The organism is Kitasatospora sp. NRRL B-11411, assembly GCF_000721345.1.
Classification (GTDB): domain Bacteria; phylum Actinomycetota; class Actinomycetes; order Streptomycetales; family Streptomycetaceae; genus Kitasatospora; species Kitasatospora cineracea.
The window spans coordinates 1-14,480 of record NZ_JOGH01000141.1; the positions used below are offsets into that span (position 1 = coordinate 1).

Below are 14,480 nucleotides of genomic sequence, written 5' to 3' on the forward strand. Positions count from 1 at the left end.
GGGTCGGGGCCGGGGTCGGGGCCGGGGCCGGGGCCGGGGTCGGGGTCGGTCGCAGGGCCTGGGCCGACCGTGGGGTCGCTGCCGGTCATGCGGTCACCGCCGTCGCGGCCCGGTGCCGCTGCCGCATCAGGAACTTGCGGACCTTGCCGGTCGGCCCGAGGATCAGCTCCTCCTCGCCGATCACCAGCACCGCGCGCAGCGTCGCCGCTGCCGCGGGCGTCAGTGCCGCCCGCACCGCCGGGGCCCGGTCGACGGACGGGTCGGCGTCCGGGCGCAGCGCCAGCAGCACGTCCGTCACCACGGAACCACCCCCGGCGCCGACCTCCGTGCCGCTCCCCGTACTGCCCTCCGCACCGCCCGCCGGTTCCGTCCGCAGCGACACCACCGTGCAGTCCAGCACGTCCGGGCAGGCCGTCAGGACCCGTTCCTCGCTCAGCGCCGTGTACAGCCACTCGCCGCCGCCCAGGTCGACGGCGTCCACCGCCCGGTCCACGTGGAAGTAGTAGCCCTCCGAGTCCCGGTACAGCAGGTCGCCGGTCAGGTAGTAGCCGTCCAGCCGGTTGCGGTAGGTGGCCGCCGAGTCGTTCCAGTAGCCCGGGGCCAGCGTCGGTGCCCGCAGCGCCAGGTGGCCGACCTCGCCGACCGGGACCTCCCGGCCGGTGGCCGGGTCGAGCAGCGCCACCTCGGCGAAGCCGTGCGGGACACCGACGCAGCGCCCGTAGCGCCCGGTGTCCGGGCCGTGGGTGAGATGGAACGCGGAGTGGCCCATCTCGGTGGAGCCCAGCCCGTCCACGAAGTGCGAGCCCGGCACCCGCCGCACCCCCTCCCGGGTCACCGTCACCCGCGAGCCGGCCGCCACCAGGCGGCGCACGTGCGGCTCGTGCGCGCAGTCACCGGTGTTGAACCAGAGCGCGACGGAAGAGAGTTGACGCTGCGTCAGGTCGTGCCGGGCCAGCTGCGCCCAGGTCGCCGCGAAGCCGAACACGCCGGTCGGCTCCCAGCGCTCGATCGCCGACAGCACCTGCCCGCCGTCCTGCCCGGACAGGAACAGCACCTCGCTGCGGTGGCACAGCGCCAGGTTCAGCGTCGAGACGCCCGCCGCGTGCGCGGCCGGCAGCGCGCTGAGGATCCGCTCGGTGCCCCGGGCGCGCGGCGCCGCCAGCCGGAACAGCTTCACCGCCGCGAACAGGCTGGCGTGCGAGTGCACCACCGCCGCGGGCAGCCGGGTGGTCCCCGAGGAGTGCGTGATCACCACCGGGTCGTCCGGGTGGTGCCGGTACGGGACGGGCGCCGCCGCCGGGTCGCCGCTGCCCGGCCCGCCGGCGTCCTCGTGCAGGGGAACGCCCGGGTCCTCGCCCGCCAGCCGCTCCCGGTGCTCGGCGTCCGTCAGCAGCGCCACCGCCCGCAGCCGACGCAGGTACCCGGCCGCCACGTCGCCCGGCAGGTGCCGGTTCAGCAGCGCCGGGACGGCGCCCAGCCAGGCCAGCGCCAGGAAGTTCAGCAGGCAGTCCGCCGACCCCGACACGTACAGCGCCACCGGGTCGCGCGGCCCGATCCCGCGCCCGTGCCACCACGCCGCCCGGGCCGCCACCCGCTCGTGCAACTGCCCGAGCGTCAGCCCGTGCCCGGCCGGGAAGCCGTCGACCGGCACGTCGAACGCCGCGCCCGGCCCGTCCGGGTCCGCGCCGTGCGCCAGCAGCGAGGTCAGCACGTTGCCCGTGCCGAGCCCCGGGTCGGCGGCCAGCCGCGCCCTGATTCCGGTGTCCCTCACGTCCTGCCGCCCTTCCCGAGCACGTCCGTCACGTCCGTCATGTCCGTCGCATCCGTCACGTCCTGCCGTCCTTGCCGCACACGTCCCTCACGTCCCGCCGCCTTCCCCGAGCACGCCCGCCGCTTCCCCGACGGGCACGTCCGCCATTTCCCCGACGAGCACGTCCGTCACTTCGCCGATCGCCGCCAGTAACTGCGCCCGGCCCGGCTGGCAGGCCCGGTCCAGCGCCGGGGCGAACGGCAGCACCGCCCCCTCCGGGCGGGTCACCCGGCGCGGCGCGGACCGCAGCCGCGGCCCCTCGGCGGCCGTCGCCAGCACCTCCGCGGCGAACCCGCAGGAGCGGTTCGAGTCGTCCAGCACCACCAGCCGCCCGGTCCGCCGCAGCGAGGCCGCCAGGCCCGCCCGGTCCAGCGGGTGCAGGGTGCGCGGGTCGAACACCTCCACCGAGACCCGGCCCGCCAGCTCCTCGGCCACCGCCAGCGCCTCGTGCACCAGGTGGCCGACCGCCACCACCGTCACGTCGCTGCCCGCCCGGTGCACCCGGCCCCGGCCCAGCGGCACCGGGCCCAGCGCCGCGAAGTCCACGTCCTCCCGCACCCCCAGCGCCCCCGACGGGGCGAACACCACCACCGGGTCGTCGTCCCGCAGCGCCGACAGCAGCAGCCCGTACGCGTCCGTCGGCGTGGCCGGCACCACCGTCTTCACCCCGACGTGCGCGAACAGGCCGTACGGGTGGTCCGAGTGCTGCCCCGCCCAGGACTCCCGCGAGCCCGAACCCGGCAGCAGGTACGTCACCGGCACCCGCAGCCGGCCGCCCGACATCAGCGAGAGCTTGTGCGCCTGGTTGGCGATCTGCTCGAACGCCAGGAACAGCAGCGACGGGATCTGGAACTCCACCAGCGGCCGCATCCCGGCCAGCGCCGCGCCGGTGGCGAACGAGGTGAACGCCTGCTCCGAGATCGGCGTGTCCAGCACCCGCTCCGGCCCGAACCGCCGCACCAGCCCCGCCGTCACGTACGACACCGCCACCCGGACGTCCTCGCCGAACACGCACACCGACCCGTCGCGCGCCATCTCGTCGCCCAGCGCCCGGTTCAACGCCTTCAGGTACGACAGCTTCGGCACCTCAACCCACCTCCGTCGCGTACAGGTACGCCAGCGCCGAGGACGGGTCCGGGTGCGGCGCCGCGCGCGCGAACTCCACCGCGGCGTCCAGCAGTTCGTCGAGCTCCGCGTCGATCGCGGCGCGGACGGCGGCCGGGATCCGGGCCCCCTGCACCTCCAGCGGGTCCCGGGCCCGGCCCGCGGCCTCCTCCTGCGCCGAGCGGTAGCCCGGGCGGGCCGCGTGCTCCCAGGTGTGGTGCGCGTCGAAGCGGTACACCGCGCACTCCAGCAGCGTCGGCCCGCCGCCCGCCCGGGCCCGGGCCACCGCCTCCGCGGTCGCCGCCAGCACCGCCCGCGGATCCGTCCCGTCCACCGCCAGCGCCGGGATGCCGAACGCCGCCGCCCGGCCCAGCACGCTGCCCGCCACCGCGTCCGCCGTCCGGGTCGAGGTGGCGAACCCGTTGTTCTCGCACACCAGCACCACCGGCGCCCGCCACAGCGCCGCCAGGTTGAACGCCTCCAGCACCACGCCCTGGCTCACCGCGCCGTCCCCGAAGTACGCCACCGCCACCCGGTCCGAACCCGCCCGGCGCAGCGCCCACGCCGCGCCCGCCGCGATCGGCACCGCCGCGCCCACCATCGCGTTCGCGCCCAGCACGCCCAGCGCGAAGTCCGCCGCGTGCATCGACCCGCCCCGGCCCCGGTTCAACCCCGGCTCCCGGCCCGCCAGTTCGGCCATCATCCGGGCCGGGTCGGCGCCCTTCGCCAGCACGTGCCCGTGCCCGCGGTGGGTGGAGGCGATCAGGTCGTCCGGCCGCAGCGCCGCGCAGGTGCCCGCCGCGACCGCCTCCTGCCCCGTGCACGGGTGGATGCCGCCCGGCACCACCCCCGCCCGGACCAGCTCCACCGCCCGCCGCTCGAAGCCCCGGATCAGCGCCACCGTCCGGTACAGGCCGGCGTCAGCAGTCATCCCGGCCCGCCTCGGGAGAACGCCACAGCACCGGGCAGAACTCCGGGTCCGCGTAGTCCGGCCGCCCGTCCGGCAGCCGGCGCACCAGCACGTCGTGGTTGTACACCGCCGCGCCGCCGTCCGAGAGCGGGAAGCGCCGGTACTCGTTCGCCCCGTCCTGGAGGTGGAAGGAGACCGCCCGGCGCGGCCGCCCGCTCAGGTTCGGCCCCGAGCCGTGGTACGTGCGGCAGTGGTGGAACGACAGGTGCCCCTTCGGGATCACCAGCGGCACCTTCCGCACCTCGGCGCCGTTGTGCGCCGCGTTCACCGCCAGCAGCCGCTCCAGGTCGCCCCGGTCGCGGTCCGCGAAGTGCCGGGTCACCGAGTCCTCCCGGCCCACCTCCCGCCAGCGGTGGCTGCCGTCCACCACCGTCAGCGTGCCCATCTCCTCGTCGCAGTCGTGGAACGGCACGAACGCCGTCAGCATCCGCTCCGAACTCGACGTCGACCAGTAGTGCTTGTCGATGTGCCAGGGCACCACGTTGCTCGGCTCGCCCGCCATCGCCGGCTTCAGGATCAGCGTCGACTGGAACACCCGGATCTCCGACACCCCCGCCAGCAGCGCCGCCACCGCCCCCACCAGCGGCTTGCACAGCACGCGCGCGATCGGGTCGCTCTCGTAGTGCACGTAGTCGTTGTGCCGCTGCACCGGCCCGTCCGACGGCTGCCAGGCCGCCAGCCGCGGCGGCCGCACCGGCAGCTCCCGGCTGCGCGCCCCCGCGTAGTACCCCTCGGCGGCCGCCGCCAGCGCGTCCACCTCGGCATCCGTGAACAGCTTCGGCGCCAGGTACCAGCCGTGCTCCGCGTAGAACGCCACGTCCGCCGCGTTCGGCAGCAACTCCCGCTCCGCGGCGGTCAGTTCGAACCGCAGCTCGGCCCCGTCCACCGCCCTCGGCCCGGCCCCGCCCGCCGCTTTCGGCCCGGCCCCGCCCGCCGCTTTCGGCTCGGCCCCGCTCGCCGCCTTCAGCCCGCCCCCGCTCACCGCGCCACCGCCGGAGTCCGGACCGCCGCCAGCTCGCGCTCCTTGGCCGCGTACAGCGCCGGGATGTTGGCGGTGCCGAAGGTGCGGGCGCCGTGCCGCTCGATCAGCTCCCAGAAGAACGTCCGCCGCACGTGCAGCGAGGTGGCGAAGATCTGGTACAGCTCGCCCCAGTGGTCCCGGTCCAGCAGGATCCCGCGGCTGCGCAGCCGCTCCGCCGGACGGGCCGCCAGCGTGTCGTAGTAGGCGTCCGGCGTCGGCGCGAACCCCAGCCCGCGCCCCGCCATCGCGTCCACCGCCGCCGCGACGTCCGGGCAGGACAGCGCCAGGTGCTGCACCCCCGGGCCGCCGTGCCAGGCCAGGAAGTCGTCCACCTGCCCCGGCTCGCGCGCCCCGTCCGGCTGGATCAGCGTCAGGGTGATCCCGCCCGACGGGCTCTGCACCACCCGGGAGAACATGCCCTGCCCGCCGACCTCGATGTACTCCTCGAACACGACGCCGAAGCCGAACGCCTCCCGGTAGTACGCCACCGTGGCGTCCAACTCCCCGTCCGGCACGCACACCGCCGCGTGGTCGATCCCCCGGACCAGGCCCGGATCGGGGGCCGGTTCTCCCGGCACCGCGACCAGGCCCGGCAGGAAGTCCCCGTCCGGGCCCCGGCGCTCCACCAGCCGGTGCACCACGTCGCCGAACCCCGAGACCACCGCCGTCACCACCCCGCCGTCCTCCCGGGGCGGCTCCACCCCGCGCGCGCCGCCGGCCACCGCCGCCGCGTACCCGGCCGCCGCGTCCGGCGTGCCGAACGCCAGCACCGCCACCCCGTCCCCGTGCCGGGCGACGTACCGCGCCGCCGGGTGCCCCGGCTCCAGGCCCGAGGTCAGCAGCACCCGGCAGCCGCCCTGCCCCAGCAGCAGACTGCGCTGCCCCGGCAGGCCGGTCTCCGGACCGCCCTGCGCCAGCAGGCGGAACCCGAGCCCCGCGGACAGCACGTACGCCGCCTGGCGCGCGTCCCCCACGTGGAACTCGACGTGGTCGAGATCGAGGAAATCCATCGCGTAGCAGTTCCTTCTCTTCACCGACGGTGCGTCAGATTGCTTGCCTTGCAAGAAAGTTGCTCAGACCTGCCGGGCCAGGCGGGTGCTCGGCAGACCCAGCACCAGGCTGACGTTGTGGCCGCCGAACCCGAACGAGTTCGCCACCGCGTGGCCGATCCCCGGCGCCGGACGCGGACCCTTCCGGACGTGGTCCAGCGCGCACTCGGGGTCCGGATCGTCCAGGTTGTGCGTCGGCGGCAGCAGCCCGCGCCGCAGCGCCAGCGCCGTCACCGCCGCCTCCACCACCCCCGAGGCGCCCAGCAGGTGGCCGGTCACCGCCTTGGTCGCGCTCACCGGCGGCCCGTCCGCCCCGAACACCTGCCGGAGGGCCGACGCCTCCGCCCGGTCGCCCAGCCGGGTACCCGTGCCGTGCGCGTTCACGTACCCCACGTCGCCCGGCGCCAGCCCCGCGCAGCGCAGCGCCAGCCGCATGCAGGCCGCCGCGCCCTCCCCGTCCGGGCGCGGCGTGGTCGGGTGGTGCGCGTCGTTGGTCGCCCCCCAGCCCAGCACGTCCGCGTACCCCGCCGCGCCCCGACCGTCCGCGTGCCCGGCCCGCTCCAGCACCAGCACCCCCGCGCCCTCGCCCAGCACCAGACCGTTGCGCCGCCGGTCGAACGGCCGGCTCGCCCCCGCCGGATCGTCGCCCCAACCACGGGCCAGCGCACGGGCGTTGGCGAAGGTGTCGGCCAGCGTCGGGAACAGCGGCGCCTCCGAGCACCCCGCCACCACCACGTCCGCCACCCCCTCGCGCAGCAGCCGCCACCCCTCCGCGACCGACTGCGCCCCCGCGGCGCAGGCCGTCCCCACCGAGGAGCTGTAGCCCCGGATGCCGTGCCCGATCGCCACCCGGGCCGCCGCCATGTTCGGCAGCATCCCCGGCAGCAGGTACGGGCTCACCCCCAGCCGCCCGCGCTCCGTGCGCGCCACCACCTGCGACTCCAGCGTCGCCAGCCCGCCCGTCCCCGACAGCACCACCGCGATCCGGTACGGGTCCACGTCCCGGCCCGCCACGATCCCGGCGTCCGCCAGCGCGTCCGCCGCCGCCCGCAGCGCCATCACGATGTACCGGTCCACCACCCGGGTCTCCGGCGCGGGCAGCACCGACACCGGATCGATCGGCGGAGCGAACCCCGCCACCTCCAGCGACCCGGCCAACGGCCCGTCCGGCTCCGGCCGGCGCAACCCCGACCGACCCTCGCCCATCGCGGCGAACACCGCCCCGGCACTGCTGCCGACCGGCGTCACCAGGCCCATCCCGGTGATCACGACACCCGCGTTCACGGCTGTGCTCCTTCCTGCTGCTGTTGACGGTCGGGGTGGTCGAGGTGGTCTGGACGGTTGGGATGGTCTGGACGGCCGGGGCGGTCGGGATGACCAGGGCGGTCGGGGTGGTCGGGGTGGTCGAGACGGCCGGGGCGGGTGGGATGGTCGAGATGGTCCGGGAGGGGCGGCGGGGCGAGCAGTACGGCGGCGGCCCGGTCCGCCCCGCTGCCTGACCCGCCGCCTGGCCCGGCGGTGGCCTGTTCGACCAGGACCAGCAGGACCAGCTCGGCGTCCCCGTCCGCGAGCAGCAGTTCGGCGACCTCCACCCCGGCTCCCGCGCCGCCGACGCACACCACCGGGCCGGTCAGCCCTCGGCGCGCCGCCAGGTGCCCGGCCACCGCGTTCGGGACGGCTTGGAAGAACAGCAGCGGCCCCAGTCGTGCCCCGCCGTCCACCGCCTCCGCCACCTGCACCGCACCTGCCAGGTCGCCCAGCTCGCTGGCCACCACCACGGCGGTGACCGGCAGTTCGGCCGGGACGCCTTCCCGGTGCGCGTCCAGGCAGCGCCGGGCGGCCTCGGCGGCCAGCGGGCTGAACGAGGACGCCACGAACCCGGGCAGCACCGGCGGTTCGAGATCCGCCGCGGACCGCGGCCACCGCCCCGCCGACAGCACCCGCAACCCGGCGGCGGTCGCAGCCGTAGACAGGTCGTCAGGGCTGTCCGCGGGCTGCACGGCGCGGCTCGCGGGCTGCGCGGTGCGGCTCACGGGAGGCCCACCAGCAGCGCGGTGTTCGCCCCGCCGAAGGCCGTGCTCAGGCTCAGCGCGTGACCGGCCCGCACCGCCCCCGCCCCGGTCTCCGGGCCTGCGCCTGCGCCCGCCCCCGCCTCCGGGCCTGCGCCCGGGCCCGTCCCCGCCCCTGTCGGTTCGCGGACCAGGTTCAGCGCGCAGTCCGGGTCCGGCCCCAGCAGGCCCGCGTTCACCGGCAGCCGGCCCGCGCGCAACGCGGCCACGGTGACGACCAGTTCGAGCAGCGCCCCGGCCTCCAGGGCCTGGCCGTGCACCGACTTGGTCGAGGAGACCGGCACCCGGGCGGCGGCCGGGCCCAGCGCCAGGTGCAGCGCGGCGGCCTCGGCCCGGTCGCCGAGCACGGTGCCCGCGCCGTGCGCGTTCACGTACCCGACCTGCTCCGGGCCCACCCCGCCCCGGTGCAGCGCGGCCCCGATCGCCCGGGCCAGCCCCGCCCCGTCCGGCCGGGGCCGGCAGACGTGGTACGCGTCCCCCGCTCGGCCCCAACCAGCCAGCACCGCAAGGAAGTCGGCGCCCCGGGCGCGCGCCGCGTCCGCCGCCTCGACCACCACCGCGGCCACCCCGTCCCCGAGCAGCAGCCCGGTCCGCCCGGCGCTGAACGGGCGCACCCGCCCGTCCCGGGCCAGCGCCCCGCCCGCGTCGAACACCGCGAACTGGTCCGCCTCCACCAGGTACCCGGCCGCCACCACCACCCGTTCCACCCGCCCGCGGGCCACCGCCGAAGCGGCGTCCGCGACCGCGTCGGCCGAGGCCGTGCAGCCCGAGGTGTACGCCCGCCCGGCCCCGGACAGGCCCGCCCGGCGGGCGACGGCCGCCGCGAAGGCGCCCGCCCCGTGCCCGGCCCGCTCCGCAGGGGCGGCCCGGGCCAGCGCCGGATCACCGTGCACCGCCAGGTACAGCGCGCAGTCGGCCCGCCGGGCGGCGGACAGGCCCGCCGAAGCACAGGCCGCCTCGATCGCCCGGTCCAACTCCCGTTCCAGCACCAGCGGTTCGGGGTGCACCGCGGCCCGGTCGACCCGCCGCCCGGACACCTCGAACCGCCCCACCGGCCCGAACGCCGCCCGCCCGTCCAGCGCCGCCCGCAGTAGCGGAGGCACGCCCCGGCCGAACGCGCTCAGCACCCCCATCCCGCCGACCACCACGGACCGGGGGCCCCGGCGGGCCGTCAGTACGGTGTCGGTCATCGTCGGTCACCTCTCGATCCACTTGGTAGGCAAGGAAGTTGATGGTCCGTCAGGTTCGTTCGGGCGGGGGTGGGTCGGCGATACGGCGCCGCCCCACGGCCCGCCTGCTCACGGCCCGCCGGCTCACCGCTGCGGCTCGGCCCGCAGCGCGCCCAGCAGCTCCGCGGCGTCGGACACCGTGGCGATCCGGGCCAGCGTGTCGTCGTCCAGCCGCCGCCCGTGCCGCTGCTCGATCACGTGCGCCAGCCAGGCCAGCTCCATCGAGTCGACCCGCTCCGGCACCTCCTCGGGCGTCCGGCCGCCGAACTCCGCTAGCAGCAACAGGACTTCGTCCCGCGCGGTCGCCGCACTCACGCCGGACCGCCCGCCGCCGCGGCCCGCAGCCGGGCGGCCACCGCCGCGCCGAACCCGCCGACCGTCATGGTGCCGAGCTGCTCCGCCTCGTCGTCCTCGAACCGGACGCCGAAGTGCTCCTCGACCCGCACGCCCAGCTCGGCCAGCGCCAGCGACTCCAGGTCCGCGCCGGCCGGGCCGAGCGGGGTGTCGTCGTCGACCTCGCTGGTGTCGTAGTTCATCTCGCGCAGCGCGGCCAGCACGAACGCGCGGATCTCCGCGGGGGAAGCCGGGGAGGCCGGGGAGGCCGTGCCGGGGGTCGCTTCGGAGGTGGTTCCAGTGGACATCGCCGCTTCTTCCTTCTCGTGTCTCGATCGGATGAGGGGCCCGGGCGGCAGGCGCCGGGGCCCGGTCAACTCGCGCAGGTTCGGTTCAGGCCCGCCGGGCGGCACCCGCCGCACCCGCCGCGGCACCCGAGGTAGCGGCCGCAGCCGCAGCGGCCAGCGCGGACCGGTCGCGGACCGGCTTCCCGGTGGCGGTGCGCGGCAGTTGCTCCAGCACGTGCAGCAGCCGGGGCCGCTTGTACGCGGCCAGCTGCTCGGCCAGCCGCTCCTCCACCCGGGCCGCGCTGCCGCCGGGGGCGAGCACCAGGTACGCCTCGATCGCGGAGCCGTGCAGGACGACGGCGGACTCGACCTCGGGCAGGGCGGCCACGGCGTGCTCGACCTCGGTCAGGTCGACCTTCAGGCCGCCGATCGACACCTGCGAGTCCAGCCGCCCCCGCACCCGGACCCGCCCGGTGCCGGGGTCGACCTCGCCGCCGTCCCGGGTGCGCAGCCAGCCGTCGGCCCAGCGGTCCGCGCCGGCCGGGTCCAGGTACGGCGAGTGCGCGGCGGAGACCAGCAGTTCGCCGTCCACCGCGCGCACGCCGAGGCCCGGCGCCGGGGTCAGTTCGGGGCGGTGCGCGCCGTGCAGGTCGGTGGCGATCACGCCGACCTCGGTCATCCCGTACATGCTGCCCAGCCGCACGCCGTACCGGTCCACGAAGGCGTCGTGCACCTGCGCGCGGACCGGCTCGCCGCCGGTGGTCATGCCGGTGAGCTGGGGCAGCCGGGGCGGGTCGGCGGCCCAGCCGAGCAGCTCCAGGTGGAACGGGACGCCCAGCAGGGTGGTCGGCTCCGGGCCGGCCGCGACGGCGGCCAGCACGCCGTCCGCCGTCACCCGCCCGGGGAAGACCAGCCGCACCCCGGCGTGCAGGCAGTGCAGCAGACCGCCGACCAGGCCGAGCACGTGCACCGGCGAGGCCAGCGACACCATCCGCTCGCCCGCCCGCGGCACCCCGTCGATCCGCTCGTACCGGCCGAGTTCGGCGACCAGGTCGGCCGCCGTCCGCCCGATCACCTTCGCCGGACCGGTCGACCCCGAGCTGAACTGCACCAGCGCGTGCGGCCCCTCGGCCGGCCGGCCCGGCCGGGCGGTGACCACCGGCCGCTGCCGGTAGTGGCCGCGGGCCGGGCCGCCGGACACCGGGTGCTCGGCCGTGACCACCACCTGCGGCTCCAGCCGGGCCAGCGCCCGCTCGGCCTCGAACGCGGTCAGCCGGTGGTCGAGCAGCGCCGCCCGGGCCCCGGTCCGCCAGCTCGCCAGCAGCTCGACCACCAGCGCCAACGAGGGCGCCAGCCGGATCGCCACCGACCCGCCCCGGCGCAGCCCGGCCGCGCCCAGCACGGCCTGCCGCTCCCGGACCAGCCGGCGCAGCTCGTCCCGGGTCACCGGGGCGTCGAAGAAGAGACAGGGCTCGCCGCCCGGGCCGGCCAGGAGCACCTCGTCGACCCAACCGGGGTCGAGCGCTCCCGCCGAGCTGGATGGGAGCGCTCCCACGTTGCTTGTCGGAGCTGCCGAAACGTCTTTCACGGTGAATCAGAACCTCTTCCGGATCGCGCCACCGGTCGCGTCGCCGGTCAAGCCGGTCGCGGTCGTGGGGAACCTGTGAAATTCCCACGCCGAACTTTCATCGCTCAATTGACCGGGTGTCAAGACCTGTCACCCGAATCGAATTCCACCGGCCGACCGGACCGCCGCGAGGGATCGGCCGACCGCGTTGACGAGGGACCACCCCGTCGCTAGTGTGACCGCCGGTTGGCCAACTTGCCTGGTACGGCAGCATGTTGCCAGCCCCTGACCGTCCGTCTGCTGACTGTCCGTCAGCCCTGGTCGGCGGCCCTCCGAGCACGGCCACCCCTGCGGGTGGCGTGTCTTCCGCATGCCCACGGACCCTTTGTCCGGCGGGACGATCATGCGATGGACCAGACCAATCCGGTGTTATCGCGCCTATTTCCGCGGCCTTTTCGGCTGCCATTTTTGAGCGCATCCATGTCAACTCAGCGAGGATCGGCCCAGTGGAACCTGCAGTGGAAGCAGCCCGGGAACCCGCACCGCGACCGGTCGCCGGCAGCGGCCTGAACCCGGCCGTCGAGCGCTACTACGACATCACCCTCGACCTGTACGAGGACCTGTGGGGCGAACACGTCCACCACGGCTACTGGGACGAGGGCCAGAGCCCCGCCCAGGACGGCGCCGACCGGCACGCCGCCACCGACCGCCTGGTCCGCGAACTGATCACGCACGCCGCCGTCCCGGCCGGCTCCCGGATCCTCGACGTCGGCTGCGGCATCGGCGGCCCCGCCCTCCACCTGGCCGGCCCGCACGGCTGCACCGTCGAAGGCGTCACGCTCAGCGCCCGCCAGGCCGCCCGCGCCAACCGGAAGGCCGCCGACGCCGGACTCGCCCACCGCGCCCGCTTCCACCAGCAGGACGCCCTCTCCACCGGCCACCCCGACGCGTCCTTCGACGTGCTCTGGGCGATGGAGAGCCTGATGCACCTCGCCGACCGCCCCGCGTTCTTCGCCGAGGCCCACCGCCTGCTCCGCCCCGGCGGCACCCTCGCCGTCGCCACCTGGGCCGTCCGCGACGGCGCCCTCGACCCCGACGAGCAGGAACTCGTCCGGCAGATCCTGATCCACCAGGTGATGCCCGACTTCTCCTCCCTCGAGGAACACGAACACCTCGCCCGCACCGCCGGCTTCACCGACATCGCCGTCGCCGACTGGAGCCGCGCCGTCGCCAACTCCTGGGACCCGGGCTTCGCCCGCATCCCGCAGCTCGACCGCGGAACCGCCGCGATGCGCGACCTGGCCCGCGCCCGCGGCGTCGACGTCCTCGGCTTCTTCCACGCCGGCCCCCTGATGAAGAAGGGCTTCGACACCGGCGTCATCACCTACGGCGCCCTCCGAGCCGTCAAACCCCGGCCATGACCCCGGCCATGACTCCGGCCACGGCCCCGCGCCCCCTGCCGCCCCTGCTGCGCGAGATCGCCGAACTCCTGCGCGCCGTCCTCGACCAGGACCCCGCCTGGACCGACACCCTCACTCCCGACACCCTGCTGGACGCCGAACTCCACCTGGAGAGCCACGACCTGGCCGCCTGGAGCCTCGCCCTGCGCACCCGCTACGGCCCCACCGCGGACCTCGCCGCCCACCTCACCACCCTCGACCTCGACGCCCTCACCACCTTTACCCTTGCGGACGTCGCCGCCCTCGCGGACGTCGCGGCCCCCGCAGCCCCCGCTGCGGCCCCCGCCCGCGCCCTGGCGCCGCCCTCCCTTCCGTCCCCCTCACCCGCTGTCCGTCCGTCGCCTTCCCCGCCCTCCGCCACCGCCACCGCCACCGGGGCCGGGCGCGGGCGTTTCCTGTTCGTCTCGTTGCCGCTGTTCGGGCACGTGCACCCGCTCGCGGCCGTGGCGCGGGAGCTGGTGGGGCGCGGGCACGAGGTGGTGTGGGCCGGGTCGGAGGCGTTCCTGCGGCCGTTGGTGGGGGAGGGGGCGGTGATCGCGCCGATCCCGCTGCGGGCGCACCGGGGGCAGGCCGACCACGGGATGGCGGCGGCCCGGTCGCGCTGGGAGGGGTACATCGTTCCGCACGCCCGGCACACGCTGCCCGGGATCGAGCGGGCGGTGGCCGCCTTCCGGCCCGACGTCCTGGCCGTCGACCAGCACGCCGTGGCCGGGGCCCTCGCCGCGCACCGGGCCGGCCTGCCGTGGGCCTCGCTCGCGCCGACCACGATGGAGCTGACCCGCCCGTACCGGACGGCCGCGCCCCGGGTCGAGGAGTGGATCGAGCGGCGGATGGCCGACACGTGGACCGCCGCCGGGTTGCCCGGCGCGCCCCCGCACGACCTGCGCTTCTCGCCGCACCTGCTGATCGGCTTCACCGGCGAGGCCCTCACCGGCCCGCTGCCCTGGCCGGACAACGCCGTCCTGGTCGGCCCGGCGCTCGCCGCCCGGAAGCCGGACCGCGACTTCCCGTGGGAGTGGCTCGACCCGACCCGCCGCCAGGTGCTGGTCACCGTCGGCACGCTCTCCCTGGACCTCGCCGCCGACTTCCACGCCCGGATGGTCGAGGCGCTGCGCCCGCTCGGCGACCGCCTCCAGGCGATCGTCGCGGCCCCCGACGGCACGGTCGCCGACCCGCCCCCGCACGTCCTGGTCCGGCCCCGGGTACCGGTGCTCGAACTGATGCCCCGGCTGGACGCGGTGGTCAGCCACGGCGGCCTGAACACCGTCTGCGAGGCGCTCGCCCACGGCGTGCCGCTGCTGGTCGCCCCGATCAAGGGCGACCAGCCGATCAACGCAGCCCAGGTCGCGGCGGCCGGCGCCGGCCGCCGGGTCCGGTTCGCGCACGCCCGCCCGCAGACCCTGCGCACCGAACTGCTGGCCGTCCTGAACGACCCCGCGCACGCCGCCGCGGCCCGCCGGATCAAGGAGTCCTTCGCCGCGGCCGGCGGCGCCCGGGCCGCCGCCGACCACCTGGAGACCCTGCTCCCCACCCGCCCCTGCCCCCCCCCCGCCCCTGACCCCACGCGCTCCGGCCCAGCCC

General features: G+C 76.5%; 13 protein-coding genes. 2 read left to right on the forward strand and 11 right to left on the reverse strand.

The window, feature by feature from the left end; translation table 11 throughout:
* Positions 1-85: 85 nt before the first annotated feature.
* From IH44_RS0135185 to IH44_RS0135240, 11 genes are all read right to left on the reverse strand, one after another.
* Positions 86-1,771: a class I adenylate-forming enzyme family protein gene (locus tag IH44_RS0135185; protein ID WP_030463893.1), complete on the reverse strand. Its 1,686-nt coding sequence runs from the start codon at positions 1,769-1,771 to the stop codon at positions 86-88.
* A gap of 87 nt (positions 1,772-1,858) precedes the next feature.
* Entirely contained in the window at positions 1,859-2,896 is a 1,038-nt protein-coding gene (locus IH44_RS0135195; protein ID WP_051817984.1) for an alpha-ketoacid dehydrogenase subunit beta, read from the reverse strand.
* A 1-nt stretch (position 2,897) separates the two neighbouring features.
* Positions 2,898-3,845 carry a thiamine pyrophosphate-dependent dehydrogenase E1 component subunit alpha gene (locus IH44_RS0135200; RefSeq protein ID WP_030463895.1) on the reverse strand — a complete coding sequence of 316 codons (948 nt, stop codon included), beginning with the start codon at positions 3,843-3,845 and terminating at the stop codon, positions 2,898-2,900.
* The gene (locus IH44_RS0135205) at positions 3,835-4,770 is read right to left on the reverse strand and encodes a phytanoyl-CoA dioxygenase family protein (RefSeq protein WP_030463896.1); all 936 of its coding nucleotides are present in this window, start codon (positions 4,768-4,770) and stop codon (positions 3,835-3,837) included. Before IH44_RS0135205 ends, IH44_RS0135200 begins: the two co-directional genes overlap by 11 nt.
* Before the next feature lie 92 nt (positions 4,771-4,862).
* Positions 4,863-5,915 carry a 4-hydroxyphenylpyruvate dioxygenase gene (hppD, locus tag IH44_RS0135210; protein ID WP_030463897.1) on the reverse strand — a complete coding sequence of 351 codons (1,053 nt, stop codon included), beginning with the start codon at positions 5,913-5,915 and terminating at the stop codon, positions 4,863-4,865.
* A gap of 63 nt (positions 5,916-5,978) precedes the next feature.
* On the reverse strand, positions 5,979-7,238 hold the full coding sequence (locus tag IH44_RS0135215; RefSeq protein WP_232795206.1) for a beta-ketoacyl synthase: 1,260 nt from the start codon (positions 7,236-7,238) through the stop codon (positions 5,979-5,981).
* Positions 7,235-7,987 (reverse strand): beta-ketoacyl synthase chain length factor, encoded by a 753-nt coding sequence (locus tag IH44_RS47480; protein ID WP_198545091.1) that lies wholly within the window; start codon positions 7,985-7,987, stop codon positions 7,235-7,237. The genes IH44_RS0135215 and IH44_RS47480 overlap by 4 nt, the downstream gene beginning before the upstream one ends.
* Entirely contained in the window at positions 7,984-9,213 is a 1,230-nt protein-coding gene (locus IH44_RS0135225) for a beta-ketoacyl synthase N-terminal-like domain-containing protein (RefSeq protein ID WP_051817986.1), read from the reverse strand. Before IH44_RS0135225 ends, IH44_RS47480 begins: the two co-directional genes overlap by 4 nt.
* A 123-nt stretch (positions 9,214-9,336) precedes the next feature.
* Positions 9,337-9,534 (reverse strand): acyl carrier protein, encoded by a 198-nt coding sequence (locus tag IH44_RS0135230; RefSeq protein ID WP_232795207.1) that lies wholly within the window; start codon positions 9,532-9,534, stop codon positions 9,337-9,339.
* Between the two features lie 29 nt (positions 9,535-9,563).
* A complete protein-coding gene (locus tag IH44_RS0135235) occupies positions 9,564-9,893 on the reverse strand; it encodes an acyl carrier protein (protein ID WP_107066709.1) in 330 nt (109 codons plus the stop codon).
* Between the two features lie 85 nt (positions 9,894-9,978).
* On the reverse strand, positions 9,979-11,427 hold the full coding sequence (locus tag IH44_RS0135240; RefSeq protein ID WP_051817988.1) for a class I adenylate-forming enzyme family protein: 1,449 nt from the start codon (positions 11,425-11,427) through the stop codon (positions 9,979-9,981).
* Positions 11,428-11,945: 518 nt separating this feature from the next.
* On the opposite strand from IH44_RS0135240, the gene IH44_RS0135245 reads away from it, so the two are divergent.
* Positions 11,946-12,860 carry a methyltransferase domain-containing protein gene (locus IH44_RS0135245; protein ID WP_198545092.1) on the forward strand — a complete coding sequence of 305 codons (915 nt, stop codon included), beginning with the start codon at positions 11,946-11,948 and terminating at the stop codon, positions 12,858-12,860.
* A gap of 8 nt (positions 12,861-12,868) precedes the next feature.
* Positions 12,869-14,480 (forward strand): nucleotide disphospho-sugar-binding domain-containing protein (locus IH44_RS49245; RefSeq protein ID WP_063759749.1); only part of this gene is annotated, 1,612 nt, incomplete at its 3' end.